General features: G+C 60.6%; 9 protein-coding genes. 6 read left to right on the forward strand and 3 right to left on the reverse strand.

Annotated elements, in window-relative coordinates:
* Nucleotides 1-48: 48 nt before the first annotated feature.
* Nucleotides 49-1,467 (reverse strand): succinylglutamate-semialdehyde dehydrogenase, encoded by a 1,419-nt coding sequence (gene astD / locus HFP51_RS03160; protein ID WP_176874332.1) that lies wholly within the window; start codon nucleotides 1,465-1,467, stop codon nucleotides 49-51.
* Between the two features lie 329 nt (nucleotides 1,468-1,796).
* Between astD and HFP51_RS03165 the strand changes: the two genes are divergently transcribed.
* Nucleotides 1,797-12,524: a hypothetical protein gene (locus HFP51_RS03165; RefSeq protein WP_176874333.1), complete on the forward strand. Its 10,728-nt coding sequence runs from the start codon at nucleotides 1,797-1,799 to the stop codon at nucleotides 12,522-12,524.
* Nucleotides 12,525-12,602: 78 nt separating this feature from the next.
* Entirely contained in the window at nucleotides 12,603-13,085 is a 483-nt protein-coding gene (locus HFP51_RS03170) for a hypothetical protein (RefSeq protein ID WP_176874334.1), read from the forward strand.
* Between the two features lie 3 nt (nucleotides 13,086-13,088).
* On the opposite strand, the gene HFP51_RS03175 is transcribed toward HFP51_RS03170, so the two are convergent.
* Nucleotides 13,089-14,495, reverse strand: coding sequence for a protein adenylyltransferase SelO family protein (locus HFP51_RS03175; RefSeq protein ID WP_176874335.1), 1,407 nt, complete (start codon nucleotides 14,493-14,495; stop codon nucleotides 13,089-13,091).
* Between the two features lie 37 nt (nucleotides 14,496-14,532).
* Between HFP51_RS03175 and HFP51_RS03180 the strand changes: the two genes are divergently transcribed.
* The 4 genes from HFP51_RS03180 (at nucleotide 14,533) to HFP51_RS03195 (ending at nucleotide 18,423) form a co-directional block, all read left to right on the forward strand.
* On the forward strand, nucleotides 14,533-15,393 hold the full coding sequence (locus HFP51_RS03180) for an alpha/beta fold hydrolase (RefSeq protein ID WP_176874336.1): 861 nt from the start codon (nucleotides 14,533-14,535) through the stop codon (nucleotides 15,391-15,393).
* A complete protein-coding gene (locus HFP51_RS03185) occupies nucleotides 15,390-16,526 on the forward strand; it encodes a glycosyltransferase (protein ID WP_176874337.1) in 1,137 nt (378 codons plus the stop codon). Before HFP51_RS03180 ends, HFP51_RS03185 begins: the two co-directional genes overlap by 4 nt.
* 60 nt (nucleotides 16,527-16,586) lie before the next feature.
* Nucleotides 16,587-17,990, forward strand: coding sequence for a nitronate monooxygenase family protein (locus HFP51_RS03190; RefSeq protein WP_176874338.1), 1,404 nt, complete (start codon nucleotides 16,587-16,589; stop codon nucleotides 17,988-17,990).
* A gap of 73 nt (nucleotides 17,991-18,063) precedes the next feature.
* Nucleotides 18,064-18,423, forward strand: a complete 360-nt coding sequence (locus HFP51_RS03195; protein WP_176874339.1) for a hypothetical protein — start codon at nucleotides 18,064-18,066, stop codon at nucleotides 18,421-18,423.
* 3 nt (nucleotides 18,424-18,426) lie between these two features.
* On the opposite strand, the gene HFP51_RS03200 is transcribed toward HFP51_RS03195, so the two are convergent.
* Nucleotides 18,427-19,737, reverse strand: coding sequence for an ammonium transporter (locus HFP51_RS03200; RefSeq protein ID WP_176874340.1), 1,311 nt, complete (start codon nucleotides 19,735-19,737; stop codon nucleotides 18,427-18,429).
* Nucleotides 19,738-19,766 lie beyond the last annotated feature (29 nt).

Consider the following 19,766-nt stretch of genomic DNA (forward strand, 5'->3'; position numbering starts at 1 on the left):
ATGCTTGCTTGTTGCGGGTTTAGCTGAGCTTTCGCCCTGAACGAAAAGCTAGAATTCCGGGTCTTTGAGGCCGGTCTTGATTGCTGCCCGTGCCGAAGGCGCTTCTGCCGAAGCCACCGGATAGGCACAATAATCAGCCGCGTAATAGGCGCTTGGACGATGATTACCCGATAATCCGATCCCGCCGAATGGCGCTGCAGACGATGCGCCATTGGTTGGTTTGTTCCAATTGACGATGCCGGCGCGGATATTGGCCCAGAACTGGTTGTACAGATCCGGCGATCCACTGAGCAGCGAGGCAGACAGGCCAAAGCGCGTATTGTTGGCTTCGCGTATGGCCGTGGCGAAATCTGGAACGCGGATCACTTGGAGTAACGGTCCAAATATCTCTTCATCAGCGCGTTTCTCGATTCCCGTAACATCGATCAGTCCGGGCGTAAGGAACGGCTTGTCATCCTCAATCCGCTTCAAATGTGCGATCGGATTGCCACCCTTCATCATCAGATCGAGGAAACCGTCGGTCACGGCCTCGGCCGATCGATTGTCGATCACGCAGCCCATAAAGGGTTCGGGCTTTTCATCGGGTGCGCCAACAATGATCCGCTCGATCAGTTTGCGCAGTTTCTCGAGCAGCTCTTCATGCTTGCCTTCCTCGATGATCAATCTGCGCGCAGCGGTGCAGCGCTGGCCGGCTGTCATAAAGGCAGACTGGACAATGATGGCAGCAGTTGCGTCAAGATCGGGAGAATCCCAGACGACAAGCGGATTGTTGCCGCCGAGTTCGAGCGCCAGGATCTTGTCTGGCCGCGATGCAAATTGCTGATGCAGCGCCATCCCGCCGCGAACTGAGCCGGTGAACAGCAATCCATCTATACCGTCATGGCTTGCAAGCTCCTTGCCCTGGTCCGGGCCACCGACCACCAGGCGGATAACATCTTCGGGAACCCCGGCTTCATGATAGCATTGGACCAGGAACTCGCCGGTTGCCGGTGTTTTTTCGGACGGTTTGAAGACGATTGCATTGCCAGCGATCAGCGCCGGAATGATATGGCCATTGGGCAAGTGAGCGGGAAAATTGAACGGGCCAAGCACCGCAAGCACGCCATGCGGTTTATGGCGCAGTGAATTTTGCTCGCTTAGATCGCCTTCCTTGTTGCGAGAAGGCGTGCGTTCAAAATAGGCCTCGGCGGAAATATCGACCTTGTTAATGACCGCTGTCACTTCAGTCGCGGTCTCCCAGAGAGGCTTGCCTGTCTCGCTTGAAATCAACGCCGCAAACTCATCCTTCTTGCCGCGGACAATATTCGCGAACCGCCGCAGCGTTTCAATCCGGTAGGTGCTGGATTGCGAAGCCCACTCGGCCCAGGCACCGCGAGCAGCCTTAACATGGCCATCGGCATCGCCGACGGGCTGTTCCCAGATCGTCTCGCCAGTAGCGGGATTGGTGGAGATGATGGTGTTGGTCATTGGTCGGTACGCTGGCAATGCTCCAACACGCCCGCTGCTGAAGGTCAAGCGTCAGGCGTGGAAACCGGGGTTAACAGCCGATTAGGCACGCGGAATCCTTATTTGAAACAAGAGTGTAACGCGGGCTTGCTTGACTCCGGCAAAGGTTAATTTGACACTCGCCGCCAACGGGAAGCGAGTCGGTTTGATGCTGACGAGCCTTTGTCAGCATCGATCGGCTCTGTGTGACTGTGCACATTCTTGCACAGCCTTGGGGGGCTTTGATGGCTATTCGATCGTTTGCTTGGGGACCAATTGCGCTTGCAGGAAGCGCCTTTCTATCAATCGGGATGCTCGCTCCACCAGAGCCCGCCTATGCACAGGTTGAGACCGAACCGGTGTGCGACGATGAGGCTGACCTCGACGTCGCAGAGTGTGATGAGGATCGTCTAGCCGAAGCGGTTGAGCGGCCATCGGCGCACATAGTCGGCATCTTGCCCAGTGCTCAGGATTCTTTGGTTGATATTAGCGAACAGCCACAAGATGGGACCGCGCCTTGCAACGTGGGTTCGGGAGCTAGCACACTGGAATGCGGTGTTAATGCCTCTACCGGGTCAGCTAGCGATGCGACAGCGGTCGGAAATTCCGCCAGCGCGACGAGCTCTTGGTCAACTGCACTGGGAGCGCAGGCGAATGCTTCAGCCGAGCAGGCGGTTGCTGTCGGTCGTAACACCACGGCGTCTGGCGTCGGAGGGACGGCGCTCGGTCATAGCTCCATTGCAAGTGGCAATAGTTCTGTGGCCCTCGGTGTGGCCGTAAATGCATCAGGCCCTGAAGCCATCGCCATTGGTCGTGTGTCTCGTGCAACCGAGGATCTGTCCGTCGCGATCGGATCGAACGCCGAGGCGGAAGGCGTGGGCGCGACGGCGCTGGGCTATCGCGCTTCAGCGCAGCAAAACAGCACCACGTCACTCGGCAACATTTCGAGCGCGAGAGCTGCGGAGAGCACGGCAGTAGGATATGCGGCTGACGCACGAGAAAACGCCGCGGTGGCCATCGGCGCCCGCTCATCGGCAGACGCGACGGATTCAATTGCCATCGGGAGAGATTCATCTGCCACCGGTAATCGTTCCGTCGCGATCGGCAGTGATTCCGAGGCCGGCGCGGCCGAGACGGTATCGGTTGGCCATGAATTTCTTCAACGCCGTATCACAAATGTCGCGGCCGGCACCGACCAAACCGATGCGGTCAATCTGGAGCAACTCGAGGAGGCAACCGCCTTTGCAGCCTTTATCGATGTGAATGGCACCGGCGCGGATGCGGATGGGTCCGGGGGCGATGCAATCGCGATCGGTGAAGCCAGTGTTGCTACGGGCAACCGGACTATCGCGATGGGTGGATCATCCAGTGCAACCGGTGACAATGGCATCGCGATCGGTCGCAATGCCGTGGCGAGTGCAACCAATGCCTTGGCCTTTGGCAGCCGCGCGGAAGCGACGGGGTCCGGCGGGGCAGCGATTGGCAATCAATCCACCGCATCGGGAAGCAGATCACTGGCCGTGGGCGACCAATCCGTTGCGTCCGGAACGCGATCAACCGCACTTGGCTATCAGGCAGTCGCCTCACGCTCAAACTCAACAGCAATTGGATTTGGCGCTGTGTCCAATACCGTGGACAATATCGCCATCGGCAATGCGAGTGCGACCTATACGCTAGCCGGGCTTGGCGCACTGGTACCGGGCGGCGAAGTCTGGGGCGTTACCGTCAATGATAGCGGCATGCTGTCTGCGCAGACGTTGGCCGGCGGCGCGAGCGCGCCAATCAACCTTGCTGGCGGTGTAACACCGCAGGATGCGACCGTCGGCTGTAATGTGGGGGCGGGTGCCAACACCACGGAATGCGGCGTTAACTCGCTTGCCAATCAGAGTGAAGCAACCGCACTGGGCAATGATGCCGAAGCAACTGCCATTGATGCGACGGCAGTTGGTCAGGGATCGCGGGCTTCTGGACAACGGTCTACTTCATTGGGTGAAAATGCCAATGCTAGTGCAAATGATACAACGGTTGTCGGTCAGGCAAGCAATGCGTTAGCAGTCGGGGCAACGACACTTGGCAGAAACGCCGATGCAGGGTCATCGGCAACAAATGGTATCGCGATTGGTTTCGAAAGCGATGTTAGCCAGGCCGGGGCGATCGCGATTGGCGGAGATGGTACCGACGGTGACGCTCTTGGCGCACAGGCGACTGGCGCGCGGTCTGTTGCGCTCGGCGCCGACGCGGTGGCCAGCGCAACAAGTGCGACCGCAATCGGGGATGATGCGATTGCAAGCGCGATCGGAGCAATTGCGATCGGTGATGCCGCGAATGCCACAATATCCGGCAATGTCGCTATTGGTGACAATGCCCAGGCAACCACCGGCGATGCGGTCGCGGTCGGCGATGCGGCGAATGCGACGGCAGATGATACGGCGGCCTATGGCCAGTCGGCAACAGCAACGGCCACGGATGCCACGGCAATCGGCGCGTTTGCGACGGCCAATCAGGTTGGGGCAACGGCGCTTGGTCAGGATGCGGATGCGACCGGCATAGAAGCGATTGCAATCGGTACATTTTCCGACGCGTCGGGCGCGCAATCCATCGCCGTTGGTGAACAAAGCGATGCAACCGGGACCGCCGCAATAGCGATTGGCGGGGACAATTCTGATGGAGATAGTCTTGGGGCACAGGCGACCGGTACTGGCGCGGTCGCCATCGGCGGCGATGCGGTTGTCTCCGGCAATCAAGGCACGTCAATTGGCCGGGGCGCCTCCAGTGCCGGGTTTGCAACGGCTATCGGTAGCCTCACCGTTGCCTCCTTCACTAATTCGACAGCCGTAGGGCATGGCGCGGATGCGACAGCGGCTGCCGCGACGGCGGTTGGCTCCAATGCCCAGGCACCAAGCAGTTTCGCATCCTCTTTCGGCAATAATGCCAGTGCGTCCGGAGAGAATGCGACCGCTCTCGGATCGCAATCCGATGGGTCGGGCCAGGACGCTGTAGCTATTGGCTTTAACTCGGAAGCTTCAGGCGTGGACGCTGTAGCTGCTGGGTCGAGCAGCGAAGCAACTGCGAACGGTGCGATCGCAATTGGCGGGGACGGTGCGGACGCCTCCTTCGCTGGCGCTCAGGCAACCGGCGATGCGGCGATTGCCGTTGGTGAGGACGCGGTGAGTACCGGCTTTTACGCGATTGCCATTGGTCAGGGGTCTCGAACGAACGCGACCGAGAATATCGCGATCGGCCGCAATGCCGATGCAGCGGATGCGACGGCGATTGCATTGGGCTCCTTTGCCGATGCTGACGGGGTCGGTGCGATGGCCATGGGCAACCGGGCCGAAGCGAGCGTGGCGGATGCGATCGGCGTCGGCCGCGATGTCGAGGCTTCGGCGCGCGGCACCGTGGCGATCGGCGCGGATGTGACCGCAAGCGGCGATAATGCGACGGCGATCGGGTCGGATGGCAGCGACGGCGATGCGCTCGGTGCCCAGGCGACCGGCGACGAAGCGACGGCGCTCGGCACCGATGCTGTGGCGGCGGGCACGCAGTCTCTCGCGATCGGCCGGATTACGGATGCGAGCGCGACGAACGCAACGGCAATCGGCAACCGGGCTTCGGCAACGGGTGTCGGCGCGACAGCGATCGGCAGCCAGGCGGATTCGTCCGGCAACCGGTCCATGGCGATCGGCGACCAGTCCATTGCCTCAGGTGCACGCTCGACCGCGCTTGGCTATCAGGCAAATGCTGCCTTCACCAACTCGCTCGCGCTTGGCTTCGGCGCCGTGGCGGGCTCCAACAACAATATCGCCATCGGCAATGTCGACGCGACATACACGTTGGCCGGCCTTGGTGCATTGGTGCCAGGCGGCGAAGTTTGGGGTGTGACGGTCAATGATAGCGGCATGCTGTCTGCGCAGGCGTTGGCCGGCGGCGCGAGCGCGCCAATCAACCTTGCTGGCGGTGTAACACCGCAGGATGCGACGGTCGGCTGTAATGTGGGTGCGGGTGTCAACTCCACGGAATGCGGCGTTAACTCGCTTGCCAGTCAGAGTGAAGCAACCGCACTGGGCAATGATGCTGAAGCAACGGCAGGTGATGCTACGGCAGTTGGGCAGGGTTCAAGAGCAACCGGTGAGGATTCGACCGCCGTCGGCGAAAATGCAATCGCATCGGGCGCGCAGGGTACCGCATATGGTCAGGCCGCAATTGCCGACTTTACTGACAGCACGGCTATCGGCCACAGCGCCGATGTCGCAGGTGTTAGAGCAACCGCGCTGGGTGCCGACGCAAATGCGGCTGCAGCAGATGCAATCGCGATTGGCGCACAAAGCGACGCAACCACTACCGGCGCGATTGCGCTTGGCGGCGATGGCGGCGATGCTGACACGTTAGGCGCACAGGCGACTGGATCTGATTCCATAGCGATTGGCGCGGATGCCGTCGCAAGCGGCATTGACGCGGTGGTCCTGGGTGCTGAGTCAGCGGCTAGTCAGACTGAATCAACGGCAATTGGTAACAACTCAACAGCTTCTGGAATAGGCTCGACGGCTTTAGGCACTGATGCTGTCGCGAGCGCGACCCGCGCGCATGCACTGGGCCGCCAGAGCACCGCATCAGCCAGTACCTCGTTGGCCGTAGGAGCAAACGCTCAAGCGACGGGTGTGCAATCAGTCGCACTGGGCGGCGGTGCGAGTTCGATTAATGCTGCGCGTTCTTCGGGACTAAACTCGATTGCGATTGGAGGCGGTTCGAGCGGACAGGAAGGCGCAGAGGCCACCGGACTTGCGTCGATTGCGATCGGCAATGATGCGGACGCTCTTGCTTCCAACGCTGTGGCGCTTGGCCCGGATGCGGTTGCCTCCTTCTTTAGCGCCACTGCTATTGGCGATCGTACCACGGCATCGGGTTCGGCCAGTACCGCAGTTGGCTTCGGCACGACTGCAGACTCTACTAGTTCTTCGGCCTTCGGATCAGAATCGAGCGCCACTGCAACGGGCGCGACCGCGCTGGGTTCCGATGCTCTGGCCTCGGGACTGGATTCCATATCGATTGGCGCGGACGTAACGGCCAGCGGCGCAAACTCGACGGCAATCGGTTCGGATGGCACAGATGGTGATGGGGTCGGTGCACAGGCCACCGGCGATGAATCGACTGCGCTCGGTACCGATGCGGTAGCTTCGGGTGTGCAGTCTCTCGCGATCGGCCGGATCACGGATGCGAGCGCGACGAATGCAACGGCAATCGGTAACCGGGCTTCGGCAACCGGGATCGGTGCGACCGCGATCGGCAGCCAGGCAGATTCCTCGGGCAATCGTTCGATGGCTATCGGCGATCAGAGCATTGCTTCGGGCGCGCGTTCGACGGCCCTGGGTTATCAATCCCAGGCGGCCTTCACCAACTCGCTCGCGCTTGGTTTTGGCGCGGTGGCGATCGCAAACAACAATATCGCCATCGGTAATGTCGATGCGACCTATACGCTAGCCGGTCTCGGGGCGCTGGTTCCTGGCGGTGAAGTCTGGGGTGTTACTGTCAATGACAGCGGCATGCTCTCGGCACAGGCGCTCAGCGGCGGCGCAAGTGGGCCGATCAACTTTTCAAGCAACGAGGCGCCACAGGGTGTAGGTGCGGGTTGTGTTAGCGGGCCTGGCACTTTGTCGTTGGAGTGTGGCCCAGGATCAATTGCAACGGGATCTTCCTCGACGGCAGTCGGAGAAAGTGCTCAAGCAACAGGTTTCGTGGGAACTGCGTTTGGACGCATCGCAATCGCATCCGGTTCGCAATCCACTGCGCTCGGTGGGTCGGCCGATGCCACCGGTGCTCGAACAGTTGCTGCTGGCGTTAATGCGCAGGCCACAGCCGAAGGTGCAGTGGCGGTCGGGAGTGGCAACACAACCACGTCAGCAAACGCGACCGGGATTGGATCGGTTGCGATAGGCGGGGCGAGGGCCGGCAACGCGATTGCCGGTGCCGATGCGAATGCTGACTTCTCTATTGCCATTGGGTCGAACACTGATGCCAATGCCGTCGGATCGATTGCGATCGGCGGCGATGCCGGAGATGGAAATTCGCTGGGTGCTCAGGCCACTCAAACAAGCGCGATCGCAATTGGCGTTGATACTGTATCGTCAGCCACGCAATCCATTGCGATTGGTGAGGCGGCTGCGGCCAGCGTAACCGGCGCGATCGCGATGGGCGATGGTGCCAATTCATCGGGTGCGGAATCAGCTGCGATTGGCGATCTCGCCAATGCAACACGCTCACAAGCGGTGGCGCTGGGCTCAGCGACCGATGCGACAGGTGTGGCATCGATTGCGATTGGCGGCGATGGCGGCGATGCCGATCTCGACGGCGCTCAGGCCGAAGGCGATGAAGCCACCGCGATCGGTGCGGATGCACGGGCGCTTGCCGATCAGACGACGGCGATCGGCCGGATCAGCCTCGCCAACCAGACCAATGCCCTGGCAATCGGCAACCGGGCTTCGGCCACTGGTGTTGGCGCAACCGCGATCGGCAGCCAGGCCGACTCTTCGGGCAACCGGTCCATGGCGGTCGGCGACCAGACAGTGGCATCGGGCGCACGCTCGACGGCGCTCGGCTATCAAGCCCAGGCAGCCTTTACCAACTCGATGGCCATCGGCTTTGGTGCCGTTGCGTCAGGCAACAACAACATCGCCATCGGTAATGTCGATGCGACCTATACGCTAGCCGGTCTCGGGGCGCTGGTACCAGGCGGCCAGGTCTGGGGTGTGACGGTCAATGACAGCGGCATGCTTTCGGCCGCACCGGACGGCAGCGCCAACGGTTCGTTGGCCGGCAGCCAGCTTGCGGCAATCGAACAGCCGCAAGATGCGACCGCTCCTTGTAATGTCGGGGCTGGAAGCAATTCTCTTGAATGCGGTGTGAACTCGCTCGCCAGCGGATCCGATTCAACTGCACTGGGATCAAATACGGATGCGACGGCAACCGATTCGACTGCCGTGGGTGAGCAAGCCCAGGCCACGGGTCTTCGATCGACAGCTGTCGGCGAAAACTCCGGTGCAACCGCCAACGATTCCACGTCGTTGGGTCAAGGTGCCGTCGCTGACTTCGCTGACAGCATTGCAATAGGCCAGAGTGCCGATATCGGAGGTACCGCGGCGATTGCGCTGGGCGCGGATGCCAATGCGAATGCCGCTTCGGCAATTTCCATCGGAGGACAGAGCGATGCGACGGGCACCAACTCGGTCGCGATCGGCGGTGATGGCACGGATGGCGGAACGCAGGGTGCGATTGCCTCGGGCAACAACTCCACGGCGCTTGGTGGCGACGCCGCGGCCAACGGCGAAGATGCGACGGCGATCGGTGCCGGTGCCCAGGCTGCGGCCTTTGGCACGGCGTTTGGCCGTTTGGCGATTTCCAGCGCGAGTGAGGCGCTCGCGATCGGACAAAATAGCGATGCCACAGCGTCAGCAGCCGTGGCCGTTGGCACCGATGCGCAGGCGACGGGCACGGGAGCTGTGTCACTGGGGCGGCAAGCCAATGCTTCAGCGGGTGATGCGATGGCACTGGGCCGGTCGACTGTCGCCAACCAAAGCGGTGCTATCGGCCTCGGTGCCTTTGCAAACGCCGCTGCCGCCGGCGCAATCTCGGTGGGCATACAGAGCGATGCTACTGGGACAGATGCGGTGGCCATTGGCGCGGATGGCTCAGATGGCGATGCGCTGGGGGCTCAGGCAACCGGCAGCGAGTCTGTTGCTCTTGGTCCGGATGCGGTTGCATCGGGTCTACGGTCCTTTGCCGCAGGCAGCCAAGCCAGCGCCGTAGGCCAGGAAGCGGTTGCCATCGGCGATGGTGCCCAGGCGAATAGCAGTTTTGGCGTCGCAATCGGCAATTTAGCCGATGCAGCGAGCAATTCCGTGGCAATCGGGTTCGGAACCGAGGCCACGGGCGACCGCGGCACGGCTCTTGGCCGCGGTGCACAGGCTACCGGATCTCTTTCGATCGCCCTCGGCGCCGATGGGAGCGATGGTGGCATTCCCGGAACGACTGCGAGCGGAGCCGGGGCGATAGCCATCGGCACCGAATCCATGGCGACTGCAGATGATGCTATCGCGCTTGGCGCAGAGTCTGATGCGACGGCGGCCGGAGCCATTGCACTGGGCGGTGACGGCGGCGACGGCGACATATTGGGTGCACAGGCAACGGCGATCGGCGCAATCGCGATTGGCGCAGATGTGACCGCAAGCGGTGCGAACGCCACAGCTATCGGTGCGGACGGCACGGATGGGGACGCTCTTGGCGCCCAGGCAACCGGCGATGAATCGACTGCACTCGGCACCGACGCAGTAGCATCGGGTGAGCAGTCTCTTGCGATTGGAAGGATCTCAGACGCGGGCGCGACGAATGCGACTGCAATAGGCAATCGTGCTTCGGCGACCGGAGTGGGGTCCACAGCCATCGGCAGCCAGGCCGCATCGTCCGGGCTGCGCGCAATGGCGATTGGCGATCAGACGATTGCCTCCGGTGCCCGATCAACTGCGCTCGGATATCAGGCCCAGGCCGCCTTCACTAACTCAACGGCGATCGGCTTTGGCGCAATTTCGAGCGCCGTCAACAATATTGCCATCGGCGATGCGAGTGCGACATATACGCTGGCCGGGCTCGGTGCTCTGGTTCCAGCGGGACAGACCTATGGGGTTACGGTAAACGATGGTGGCATGCTTTCGGCACAGGCCATTGGCGGAGGTGCAAGCGCTCCGGCGGCTAGTCAGCTTACAGGAATAACCGTCCCTCAGGACGCCACGGCCTCGTGCAACACCAATGGCACTGGCGGTTCGGTGTCGCTTGAATGCGGCGTCAATTCGAGCGCGACCGGCACTGGCGGTGCCACAGCGGTTGGCTCTACCGCCAATGCGAGCGGCGCAGGCGGTACGGCGATTGGAGAAGCCTCGGTCGCTTCGGGATTTGAGAGTACGTCGCTTGGAGAAGAAGCGAGTGCCACAGCGTCGGGCGCTATTGCGATTGGCAGCGGCGCGTCAGCGATCGAGGCAGCCAGTATCGCGATCGGTGGTGAAAGTGATACATTCGCACTGCCCGCCGCAAGTGCCGCTGGTCTTGGTGCTGTTGCAATCGGTACGAATTCGAATGCTAGCGGAGATAGATCCACAGCGTTGGGCACCAACGCGCAGGCAACAGCAGATGAGAGTACTGCCCTTGGGCGCAGCAGCGAAGCTACGGGAGGAGATTCGACTGCCGTTGGACAATTTGCGCGGGCCGAAGGCCTCGACTCTCTCGCGGTGGGCGATTCGTCTCGTGCCACACAAACGGACTCCGTTGCGGTTGGCACCAACGCGCTTGCTTCGGGCATAACATCAACTGCAGTCGGCGAGTTTGCGGTTGCCGATTTCACGGACTCCACCGCTATCGGACAGAGTGCGGATGTGGGCGGCATTGGAGCAACTTCGCTAGGTGCAGATGCCAATGCGGGTGGGGCAAACTCGATATCCATCGGTCTACAATCGGATGCCATCCTGGCAGGTTCGGTAGCAATCGGCGGCGATGCTGGAGATGCCGATATACTCGGTGCCCAGGCCACTCAAACAAGCGCGATTGCAATTGGCGTTGATACTGTATCGTCAGCCACGCAATCCATTGCGATTGGTGAGGCGGCTGCGGCAAGCGTAACCGGCGCGATCGCGATGGGCGATGGTGCCAATTCATCAGGCGCAGAATCGACCGCGATTGGCGATCTCGCCAATGCAACACGCTCACAAGCTGTAGCGCTGGGCTCAGCGACCGATGCGACAGGTGTGGCATCGATTGCGATTGGCGGCGATGGCGGCGATGCCGATCTCGACGGCGCTCAAGCCGAAGGCGATGAAGCCACCGCGATCGGTGCGGATGCACGGGCGCTTGCCGATCAGACGACGGCGATCGGCCGGATCAGCCTCGCCAACCAGACCAATGCCCTGGCAATCGGCAACCGGGCTTCGGCCACTGGTGTCGGCGCAACCGCAATCGGCAGCCAGGCCGACTCCTCGGGCAACCGGTCCATGGCGGTCGGTGACCAGACAGTGGCATCAGGCGCACGCTCGACGGCGCTCGGCTATCAGGCCCAGGCAGCCTTTACCAACTCGATGGCCATCGGCTTTGGTGCCGTGGCGTCAGGCAACAACGACATCGCCATCGGAAACGCGAATGCGACCTACACGCTAGCCGGATTGGGCGCATTGGTGCCCGCGGGACAGACCTATAATGTGACGGTCAATGACAGTGGTATGCTCTCGGTAGCGGCGCCGTCCGGTTCAGGCGGTACGGCTCCGTCTGCCTCGGCCGCATCGCAAACCGCCAGCGCATCGCCGGGCATGATGACGACCAACTCTGTGCCAATGGCGTCAATGAGCCAGACGGGTCGGCCCAGCCCGATCTCCGCTTCTGCAGGCGATAATCGCGGCTCGCCCCAGGTGGGACGTGGTGATCTAATGGTTGCGCAGGGCCCTGGCGACAACAGCATGGCGACTGCGACACCGATGTCCACGGGCGTATCGGCGGACGTGGCTGCTATCACGACCGGGATGATGACGACCAATGGCGCGAGCCAGACAGCCACGGTGCAGCAGACCGCGACGATGACCCAAAGCTCCTTCGGGTCCGTAGCGCCGCTTGCGCATAATGACGCAGCGGTGATGGCGAACAGCACGGCGATTGCCACGAACACGACGGCGATTGCGAATAATGCGACGGCAATCTCGTCAAACTCGACGGCGATTGCGGCCCTACAAGGGCAGACGGCGACATTGTTCGAACTGACGACCCAGAACCGCTTGGATATTCGTCGGGCAAATGAGGGTGTCGCCATGGCATTATCGATGGAATCGCCGGTACTGCTGCCGGGTATGAACTTCGCCCTGTCGTCCGGCATCGGCTATTATTCGGATCGCTTTGCAGCATCGACGTCGCTCTCCGCACGTATCTCCGATAACGCCTCCTTCTCTGCAGGTGTCGGCTTCGGCTTCGATTCCGGCGAAGTCGGTGCGCGGACCGGTTTCCAGATCGGTTGGTAGGGGCAGCGTCAAACCTCTGGAATCATGCGGCGTAGCCGCTATGCTCGGTTCCGTGTTGCGTAATCCATTGGGGGATTGATGATGTTCGGGCGTTTGCTGTTGTTGGTGAGCATGATGATGCTTGCGGTGCCGAGTCAGGCGCAAGGCCCCCGCACAACCCCGAATGTCGCCTTGCCGACACCAGACCCGTTGACGCTATCGCGCATATTATGGGGCACTATGGTCTCCATTCATGATGCCAATACCTCAGGGAATTATTCCGTGCTGCGCGATACCGGTGCAACCAATTTTCAGATCCAGAACAGTGCAGCGCAACTCGCCGAGACATTTCGCTACCTGCGCGAACAACAAATTGATCTTTCCAATACGTTGCTACTGGCGCCCGAGTTCACGCAGCCGCCGCAGATGGTGGCAGCTGATGTCTTGCGCCTGCAAGGAGTGTTCGGATTGCGTCCTGTCGCGATCCAGTTTGACATCCACTATCAGTGGCAGGCCAATCGCTGGAAGGTGTTGGCCATCGGCTTGCAACCCTTGACGCTGCAAAATGTGCAGGGCGGATAGCCGCTAATCGGTGATCCCACGATGCGCTTTGCCCATCCTACGGATGGCGTCGACCTTTTGATACAGCGGATCCCAGTCATCACGCTGGTCGATATGCGACCATAAGGCTTCGACTTCCTCGATATGCATGGAGCAGGGTTCGGGATCGGTCCAATAGGCGTGCTGCGGTGGCTTGCCGGCATAAGCTGCCATGGCATCGGCCACGGGCGTGAAAATGTCTTGCTCGTAAACGGCATCAGCGGATGAGGAGCCGCGCCGCTGGCCGCCGCGCCAATCGAAAAAGAACCGGTCGATGCTGATGTCGGATTCCCGCAGCGCCTTCTCGACGACCGTCAGCAGGGCGATATCGTCATCGCGGCTACGGGATTGGACGCCAAGCCGGTTGAGCATCTCGCCGATATAAGCTTGCTGATAGAGCGAGCCGAAGCTTTCAATGATCTTGATCAGCGGATCGGCGTCTTCTTCGATCAACCGAAGCGATACGGCGAGCTGGGCGATATCCCAGTGGATCGCCTCGGCCTGGCGGGCAAAGGCATAAAGACCGGTCTCGTCGAAATAGGCAGCGGTGAAGCCAGGCTCCCATTTGGGCGTGAAGCGCCACGGACCATAATCGAAGCTTTCGGTGGTGATCGCGATATTGTCGCTGTTGAGAACGCCATGGACAAAGCCGGCGGTCATATAGGAGGCCGCAAGGCGCGCTCCGCCTGCGACGACATGGCTGAGCAGCCGTTCCGCGCCATCCTCGCTGGCTTCCTCCCCGAAATAGTGTTTGAGGCAATAGGCGATCAGCTTTTGCATGTTTTCTGGTTGCCGGAGCGTCGCCAGGCGCTGGAATGAACCGATCCGGATATGGCCATGGCTGAGCCGCACCATCACCGCAGATCGGGTAGGAGAGGGTTCGTCATTGCGCTCAAGCGGCTCGCCGGTTTCGACGATCGAGAAGGTTTTCGAGGTTTCGACGCCCAATGCTTCGAGCATTTCGGTGGCGAGGATTTCGCGGACCCCGCCCTTGAGCGTCAGGCGCCCATCGCCGAACCGGCTATAGGGTGTTTGGCCGGACCCCTTGGTACCCAGATCCATCAATCGGTTTTCGTGATCGCGCATCTGGGCAAAAAGGAATCCACGGCCATCGCCGATATCCGGATTGTAGCTGCGAAACTGGTGGCCGTGATATCGCAGCGCTAGCGGGGAGGGGAGTGACCCTTCTAGCGGCTCGAAGCGACCGAAATGGGCGATCCACTGGTCGTCGTTAAGCTCGGCAAGTCCGACCGTCTCAGCCCATCGATCATTGCGGAAGCGCAGGATATGCTTGGGGAAGTCCGCCGCACTCACGGGATCGTAAAACTCGGGTCCCAATTCATGGATTGCGGTTTCGGGACGGAAAGTTGAAGCTTGCGGGAAAATCGACATGGCCCGATATGGGGGTAACCAACGGGAGTAGGCAAGCATGGCCGAATATAGCGATGGCGTCTGGTGGTCGAATGATGGCCTGCGGTTGCATTATCGCGAATATGGCAGCCCAGGCGCGCGGCCACCGATTATCTGCATGCATGGCCTGACCCGCAATGCGCGGGACTGGGAGCCGGTGGTCGATCGCCTGGCCGATGATTGGCACATCTATGTCCTGGAAATGCGAGGCCGCGGCGAGAGCGCCTATGCACCCGATCCGATGACCTATGTACCGCTCACTTATGTCCAGGATGTCGAGGCCTTTCTGACTGACCGGGATATCAAGCGGTACATTGCCTTTGGCACCTCGCTTGGCGGACTGATTACGATGCTTCAGGCAGCCACCCGGCCCGAGCGGCTCGCAGCTGCGCTCCTCAACGATGTCGGCCCGGTGATCGAGGAAGCGGGCGTAGACCGGATCCGGGGCTATGTGGGCAAGGGTGGCAACTATCCCACTTGGCTCCATGCGGCACGAGCGCTTCGTGGGGGCTTTGGCGATATCTACCCCAATTGGGAGCTCGACGATTGGCTCGCGATGGCCAAGCGCCTCTGCAAGGAGCAGCCCTCCGGACGCATTGGCTATGATTATGACATGCGGATAGCCGAACCTTTCCGCGTTCCGGGCGGCGAGGCCGGGTTCGATATGTGGCCTGCCTATGATGGCCTGAAGGATGTGCCGACCCTGCTGGTTCGCGGCGGCCATTCGGAACTATTGTCAACTGATACGGCGAGCGAAATGAAGCGCCGAAACCCCGATCTCGACGTGGTGATAGTGCCGGATGTGGGGCATGCGCCGTTGCTCAACGAACCCGAGGCCGAAGCGGCAATTGATCGCCTGCTTGGGCGAGCTACAGCATGACCGAACCCGCAAACATCCTGCACCTGCACTCAACCTTTTCGCTTGGCGGGAAGGAAGCGCGCGCGGTGCAGCTGATGAATGTGTTTGGTGATTCTGCGCGGCATTCGATCATCAGCGCAATGCCGGATGAAATGGGTGCGCGCGATGCGATCGACCCGGCTATTTCCGTCGACTATCCCGATCATGCGCCCTCGCTACAGGGCAAGCCGGGTCTGCGCCGTTATCGGGCATGGGCGAAATACCTGCGGCAGTTTGATTTGATCCTCACCTATAATTGGGGATCGATGGATGCCGTAATGGCGCATCGCCTGGCACCGGGTCGGCTCCCGCCAATTATCCATCACGAAGACGGCTTCAATGCCGATGAAGCCGATCGATTGAAGCGCAGGCGATCCGTGTTTCGCCGTTTGGCTTTTCCAACGCTTCATGCACTCGTCGTGCCGTCGGATCGACTGAGAGACATTGCGATCGCGATTTGGAAACAGCCGCGCGAGCGACTGCACCAGATTGCCAATGGCATCACCGTGTCGCGCTATGGCCATCCGCCAGAGCCGGACGCAATTCCAGGGTTTACCCGCAATCCTGGCGATATCGTTGTCGGCACCGTTGCAGGCTTGCGCGAAGTGAAGGATTTAACGCGGCTTGTGCGGGCGGTGGCAGAGTTGCCGGACAATGTCCGGCTCGTAATCGCCGGAGAGGGGCCGGATCGAATCAAGATCGCTGCCGAGGCGGAAAAATGCGGAATTGCTGATCGGGTAGTGCTGCCCGGCTTTCTGGACCGCCCGTGGCGCTATATCGGCCATTTCGACATTTTCGCGCTCTCGTCGCGCAGTGAGCAGTTCCCGATATCGGTGGTTGAAGCCATGGCGGCAGGTCTGCCGGTGGTTTCGCCGAATGTAGGCGATGTCTTCACTATGGTTTCGGTCCCCAATCGGGCGTTGATCGTAGGAAAAAGTGCCAATCTGGCGGATCCGCTTCGCAAGCTGATCGAAGATGCCCCCTTGGCCAGGCAGATTGGCGCAGAAAACCGTGTCAAAGCGGCAGATGCGTTTGACGAAGCCCATATGATCGCGGCCTATTCGGATCTCTACACAGAAGCGATGCAGCGGGCGGAACCCTTGGTCGGTGAGTAAATAGGTCGCATCCGCAAAGAAATATGCCTATATGGCGCCCTGAACCGGGTCGGAGTGAGTATGTTCAAAGGTTTGAATGCCATCAACTATGGCGGCCGCGAAGTATTGCCGTTGATAGAAGGCGGCAAAGGAGTCGCAGCGACGAACTTTATGAGTTCCGGCGCTTGGGCGGCTGCTGGTGGAATCGGCACGGTTTCCGCCGTAAACGCAGATAGTTATGATGCGGAGGGCCGTATCATTCCGCAGATTTACCGCGGCAAGCGCCGCGCAGATCGGCACCAGGAGCTGATCCAATATGCGATCGACGGTGCGGTTGCGCAGGTCCAGCGCGCCTTTGAAGTCGCCAGCGGTCGCGGTGCAATCAATATCAATGTGCTGTGGGAAATGGGCGGTGCGCAGGATGTTCTGCATGGCGTTCTCGAAAAAACGCGTGGCTTGGTAGCCGGCGTAACCTGCGGCGCAGGCATGCCCTATAAGCTGTCTGAGATCGCGGCCTCCTACGAAGTCCATTATCTCCCGATTATCAGCTCTGCCCGGGCATTTAGGGCGTTATGGAAGCGTGCCTACTCCAAGGCCGCTGAATGGCTGGGCGCGGTGGTTTATGAAGATCCGTGGAAGGCTGGCGGGCATAATGGCCTGTCCAACGCTGAAGATCCGCTACAGCCTGAAGACCCCTATCCGCGGGTAAAGGCTCTGCGCGATACGATGCGCGCCGAGGGTATTTCAGACGATCTGCCGATCATTATGGCGGGTGGTGTCTGGTATCTTCGCGATTGGGATCACTGGATCGATAATCCTGAGCTTGGCCAGATCGCCTTTCAATATGGAACGCGCCCGTTGTTGACCCAGGAAAGCCCCATTCCGCAGACCTGGAAAGACCGACTTACGCACCTCGATGAAGGCGATATCCTGCTCCACAAATTTTCGCCGACAGGATTCTATTCCTCGGCTGTTCGTAATGATTTCCTGCGCAATCTTGAGGCACGGTCTGAACGCCAGATCGCCTTTTCGCTCGAGGCGGCAGGCGATCACCAATATCAACTCGATGTTGGTGTGAAGGGCAAGAATTTCTGGGTGACGCGCGGCGATCTGTTGCGGGCGCGGGAATGGGACGCTTTGGGCTTCGCAATGGCGCTCAAAACCCCCGATAATACGCTGGTTTTCGTGACAGCCGAAGAAGCCGCTTTGATCCGGAAGGATCAGGCCGATTGCATGGGTTGCCTCAGCCAGTGCCAATTCTCGTCCTGGAAGGACAAGGACAACTACACCACCGGCCGGCTTGCCGATCCGCGGTCTTTCTGCATTCAAAAAACGCTGCAGGACATCGTTCATGGCGGCCCGATGGACCATAATCTGATGTTTGCCGGGCATAATGCCTTCAACTTCAAGACCGATCCCTTTTACTCGAACGGCTTTGTTCCGACGGTGAAACAGCTGGTCGAGCGTATCCAGACCGGCGATTAAGGCGAAACGCTTACCTCGGACATAATTGAAATGCGGCTGTTGCCAGGCCATCAGGCTCGGTAAGGAGTCCCGCATGGCTGAACGCATCGCCTGGATCATTCTCGCACTGGTGCATCTGATGCCGGCCCTGGCCGCCATCGTGCCATCGACCATTTCGCGACTTTATGGGGTGGACGCCGGATCGCCAGTGTTTCCGCTGCTCCATCATCGTGCGGCGCTGTTTGCGGTGATACTTTTGGTCTGTGTCTGGGCAGCCGTCGATCCGGCGGTGCGCCAGCTGGCGGTTGTTGCCGTTGCGGTATCGATGCTCAGCTTTCTCGCCATCTACCTCGCAAACGGCCAGCCCGCATCGCTGCGGATCATCGCGCTCGTCGATCTTGTCGGTTTACCGGCCCTGGCGTTCGTCGCCTGGCGGGCTTTTTTCAGCGCTTGAAGCCTATTCCCAATCCCAGGCCTTCTCGCCATGCTGGGATAGATCGAGGCCTTCCTGCTCTTGCTCTTTGGTCGCGCGCATCGGGAAGACGATGCCGACGATCCATGCAATGCCCGCAGTGGCAACCGCTGACCATAATGCGACCGCACCGATTGCAGTGAGCTGACTAACCAGCTGGCTGGTCATGGTGACCCCATCGGGGTGACCGGCACCGCCCAGGCTGCTCGCCATCAGGATCGCCAGCAGTGCTGCACCGAGCATGCCGCCGACTCCATGGACGGCGAACACATCGAGCGAATCATCGATCGCAAAGCGGCGTTTGATCAGTCCGACCGCGCCAAAGCAGACCAGGCCGCCCAAGAAGCCGAGCAATATTGCCCCGCCGGTGCCGACCAGGTTGGCGGCTGGCGTAATCGTCGCCAGGCCCGCAATCACGCCGGTAGCAACGCCGATGCCAGTTGATTTTCCGAACCGGAGCTTCTCGATCAATGCCCAGGTCAACGCGGCCGTGCTGGCGGCGATATGGGTATTGATGATTGCCGAACCTGCGGCAAAATTGGCCACCAGGCCAGAACCGCCATTGAAACCGAACCAGCCCACCCAGAGCAGGGCCGCGCCCGCCATTGTGAGCGCAGCGCCATGCGGAGGGATAAGCTTTTTCGGAAATCCTTCGCGGCGACCGAGCAGCAGAGCGATGACGAGCGCCGAAACACCGGCCGTCGTATGGACTACGATACCACCGGCAAAGTCGAGTGCACCGAGTTCGGCCAGCCAGCCTCCACCCCAGATCCAATGGGCGACCGGGATGTAGACGAACAACAACCACAGCGCCGAAAAGACCATTACCCAGCCAAAACGCGCCCGTTCGACCCAAGCGCCAACCATGAGTGCTGGTGTGATGATTGCGAAAGTCATCTGGAACAGGGCAAAGCTGGATTCGGGAATGGTGGTGCCCGGGAAAACTTCACCAAGTCCGGACAGCATGGCGACTTCAAGTCCACCAATAAAGCCGCCTCCTGGTCCAGAAAATACCAGGCTATAGCCAATCGTGACCCAGATCAGGGAGACGAGGCAGCAGATCCCGAAACACTGCATCACCACTGATAGGAAGTTCTTGGTTCGCACCAGGCCGCCATAAAAAAGCGCTAGTCCCGGCAGCGTCATCAGCAGCACAAGTGCGCTCGCGGTCAGGATCCATGCCGTGTCTCCCGAATTGACGACGATCGGAGCGGGGAATCCGGGCTGGGCCGCTGCGGGGCCGGCAATAGTGGCAGTGCCGATCAACGCCAGTCCCGCTTGGATGATGTTCCGCATTCTTATTCCCCTCAGAATTCTTGCGCCGG

This window comes from Parasphingopyxis sp. CP4, from assembly GCF_013378055.1.
Lineage (GTDB): Bacteria > Pseudomonadota > Alphaproteobacteria > Sphingomonadales > Sphingomonadaceae > Parasphingopyxis.

What these genes read in the sequence shown, in the direction of transcription:
- astD (WP_176874332.1), bottom strand. Translation starts at nt 1,467, where the DNA reads ATGACCAACACCATCATCTCCACCAATCCCGCTACTGGCGAGACGATC.
- HFP51_RS03165 (WP_176874333.1), top strand. Translation starts at nt 1,797, where the DNA reads ATGCTCGCTCCACCAGAGCCCGCCTATGCACAGGTTGAGACCGAACCG.
- HFP51_RS03170 (WP_176874334.1), top strand. Translation starts at nt 12,603, where the DNA reads ATGATGTTCGGGCGTTTGCTGTTGTTGGTGAGCATGATGATGCTTGCG.
- HFP51_RS03175 (WP_176874335.1), bottom strand. Translation starts at nt 14,495, where the DNA reads ATGTCGATTTTCCCGCAAGCTTCAACTTTCCGTCCCGAAACCGCAATC.
- HFP51_RS03180 (WP_176874336.1), top strand. Translation starts at nt 14,533, where the DNA reads ATGGCCGAATATAGCGATGGCGTCTGGTGGTCGAATGATGGCCTGCGG.
- HFP51_RS03185 (WP_176874337.1), top strand. Translation starts at nt 15,390, where the DNA reads ATGACCGAACCCGCAAACATCCTGCACCTGCACTCAACCTTTTCGCTT.
- HFP51_RS03190 (WP_176874338.1), top strand. Translation starts at nt 16,587, where the DNA reads ATGTTCAAAGGTTTGAATGCCATCAACTATGGCGGCCGCGAAGTATTG.
- HFP51_RS03195 (WP_176874339.1), top strand. Translation starts at nt 18,064, where the DNA reads ATGGCTGAACGCATCGCCTGGATCATTCTCGCACTGGTGCATCTGATG.
- HFP51_RS03200 (WP_176874340.1), bottom strand. Translation starts at nt 19,737, where the DNA reads ATGCGGAACATCATCCAAGCGGGACTGGCGTTGATCGGCACTGCCACT.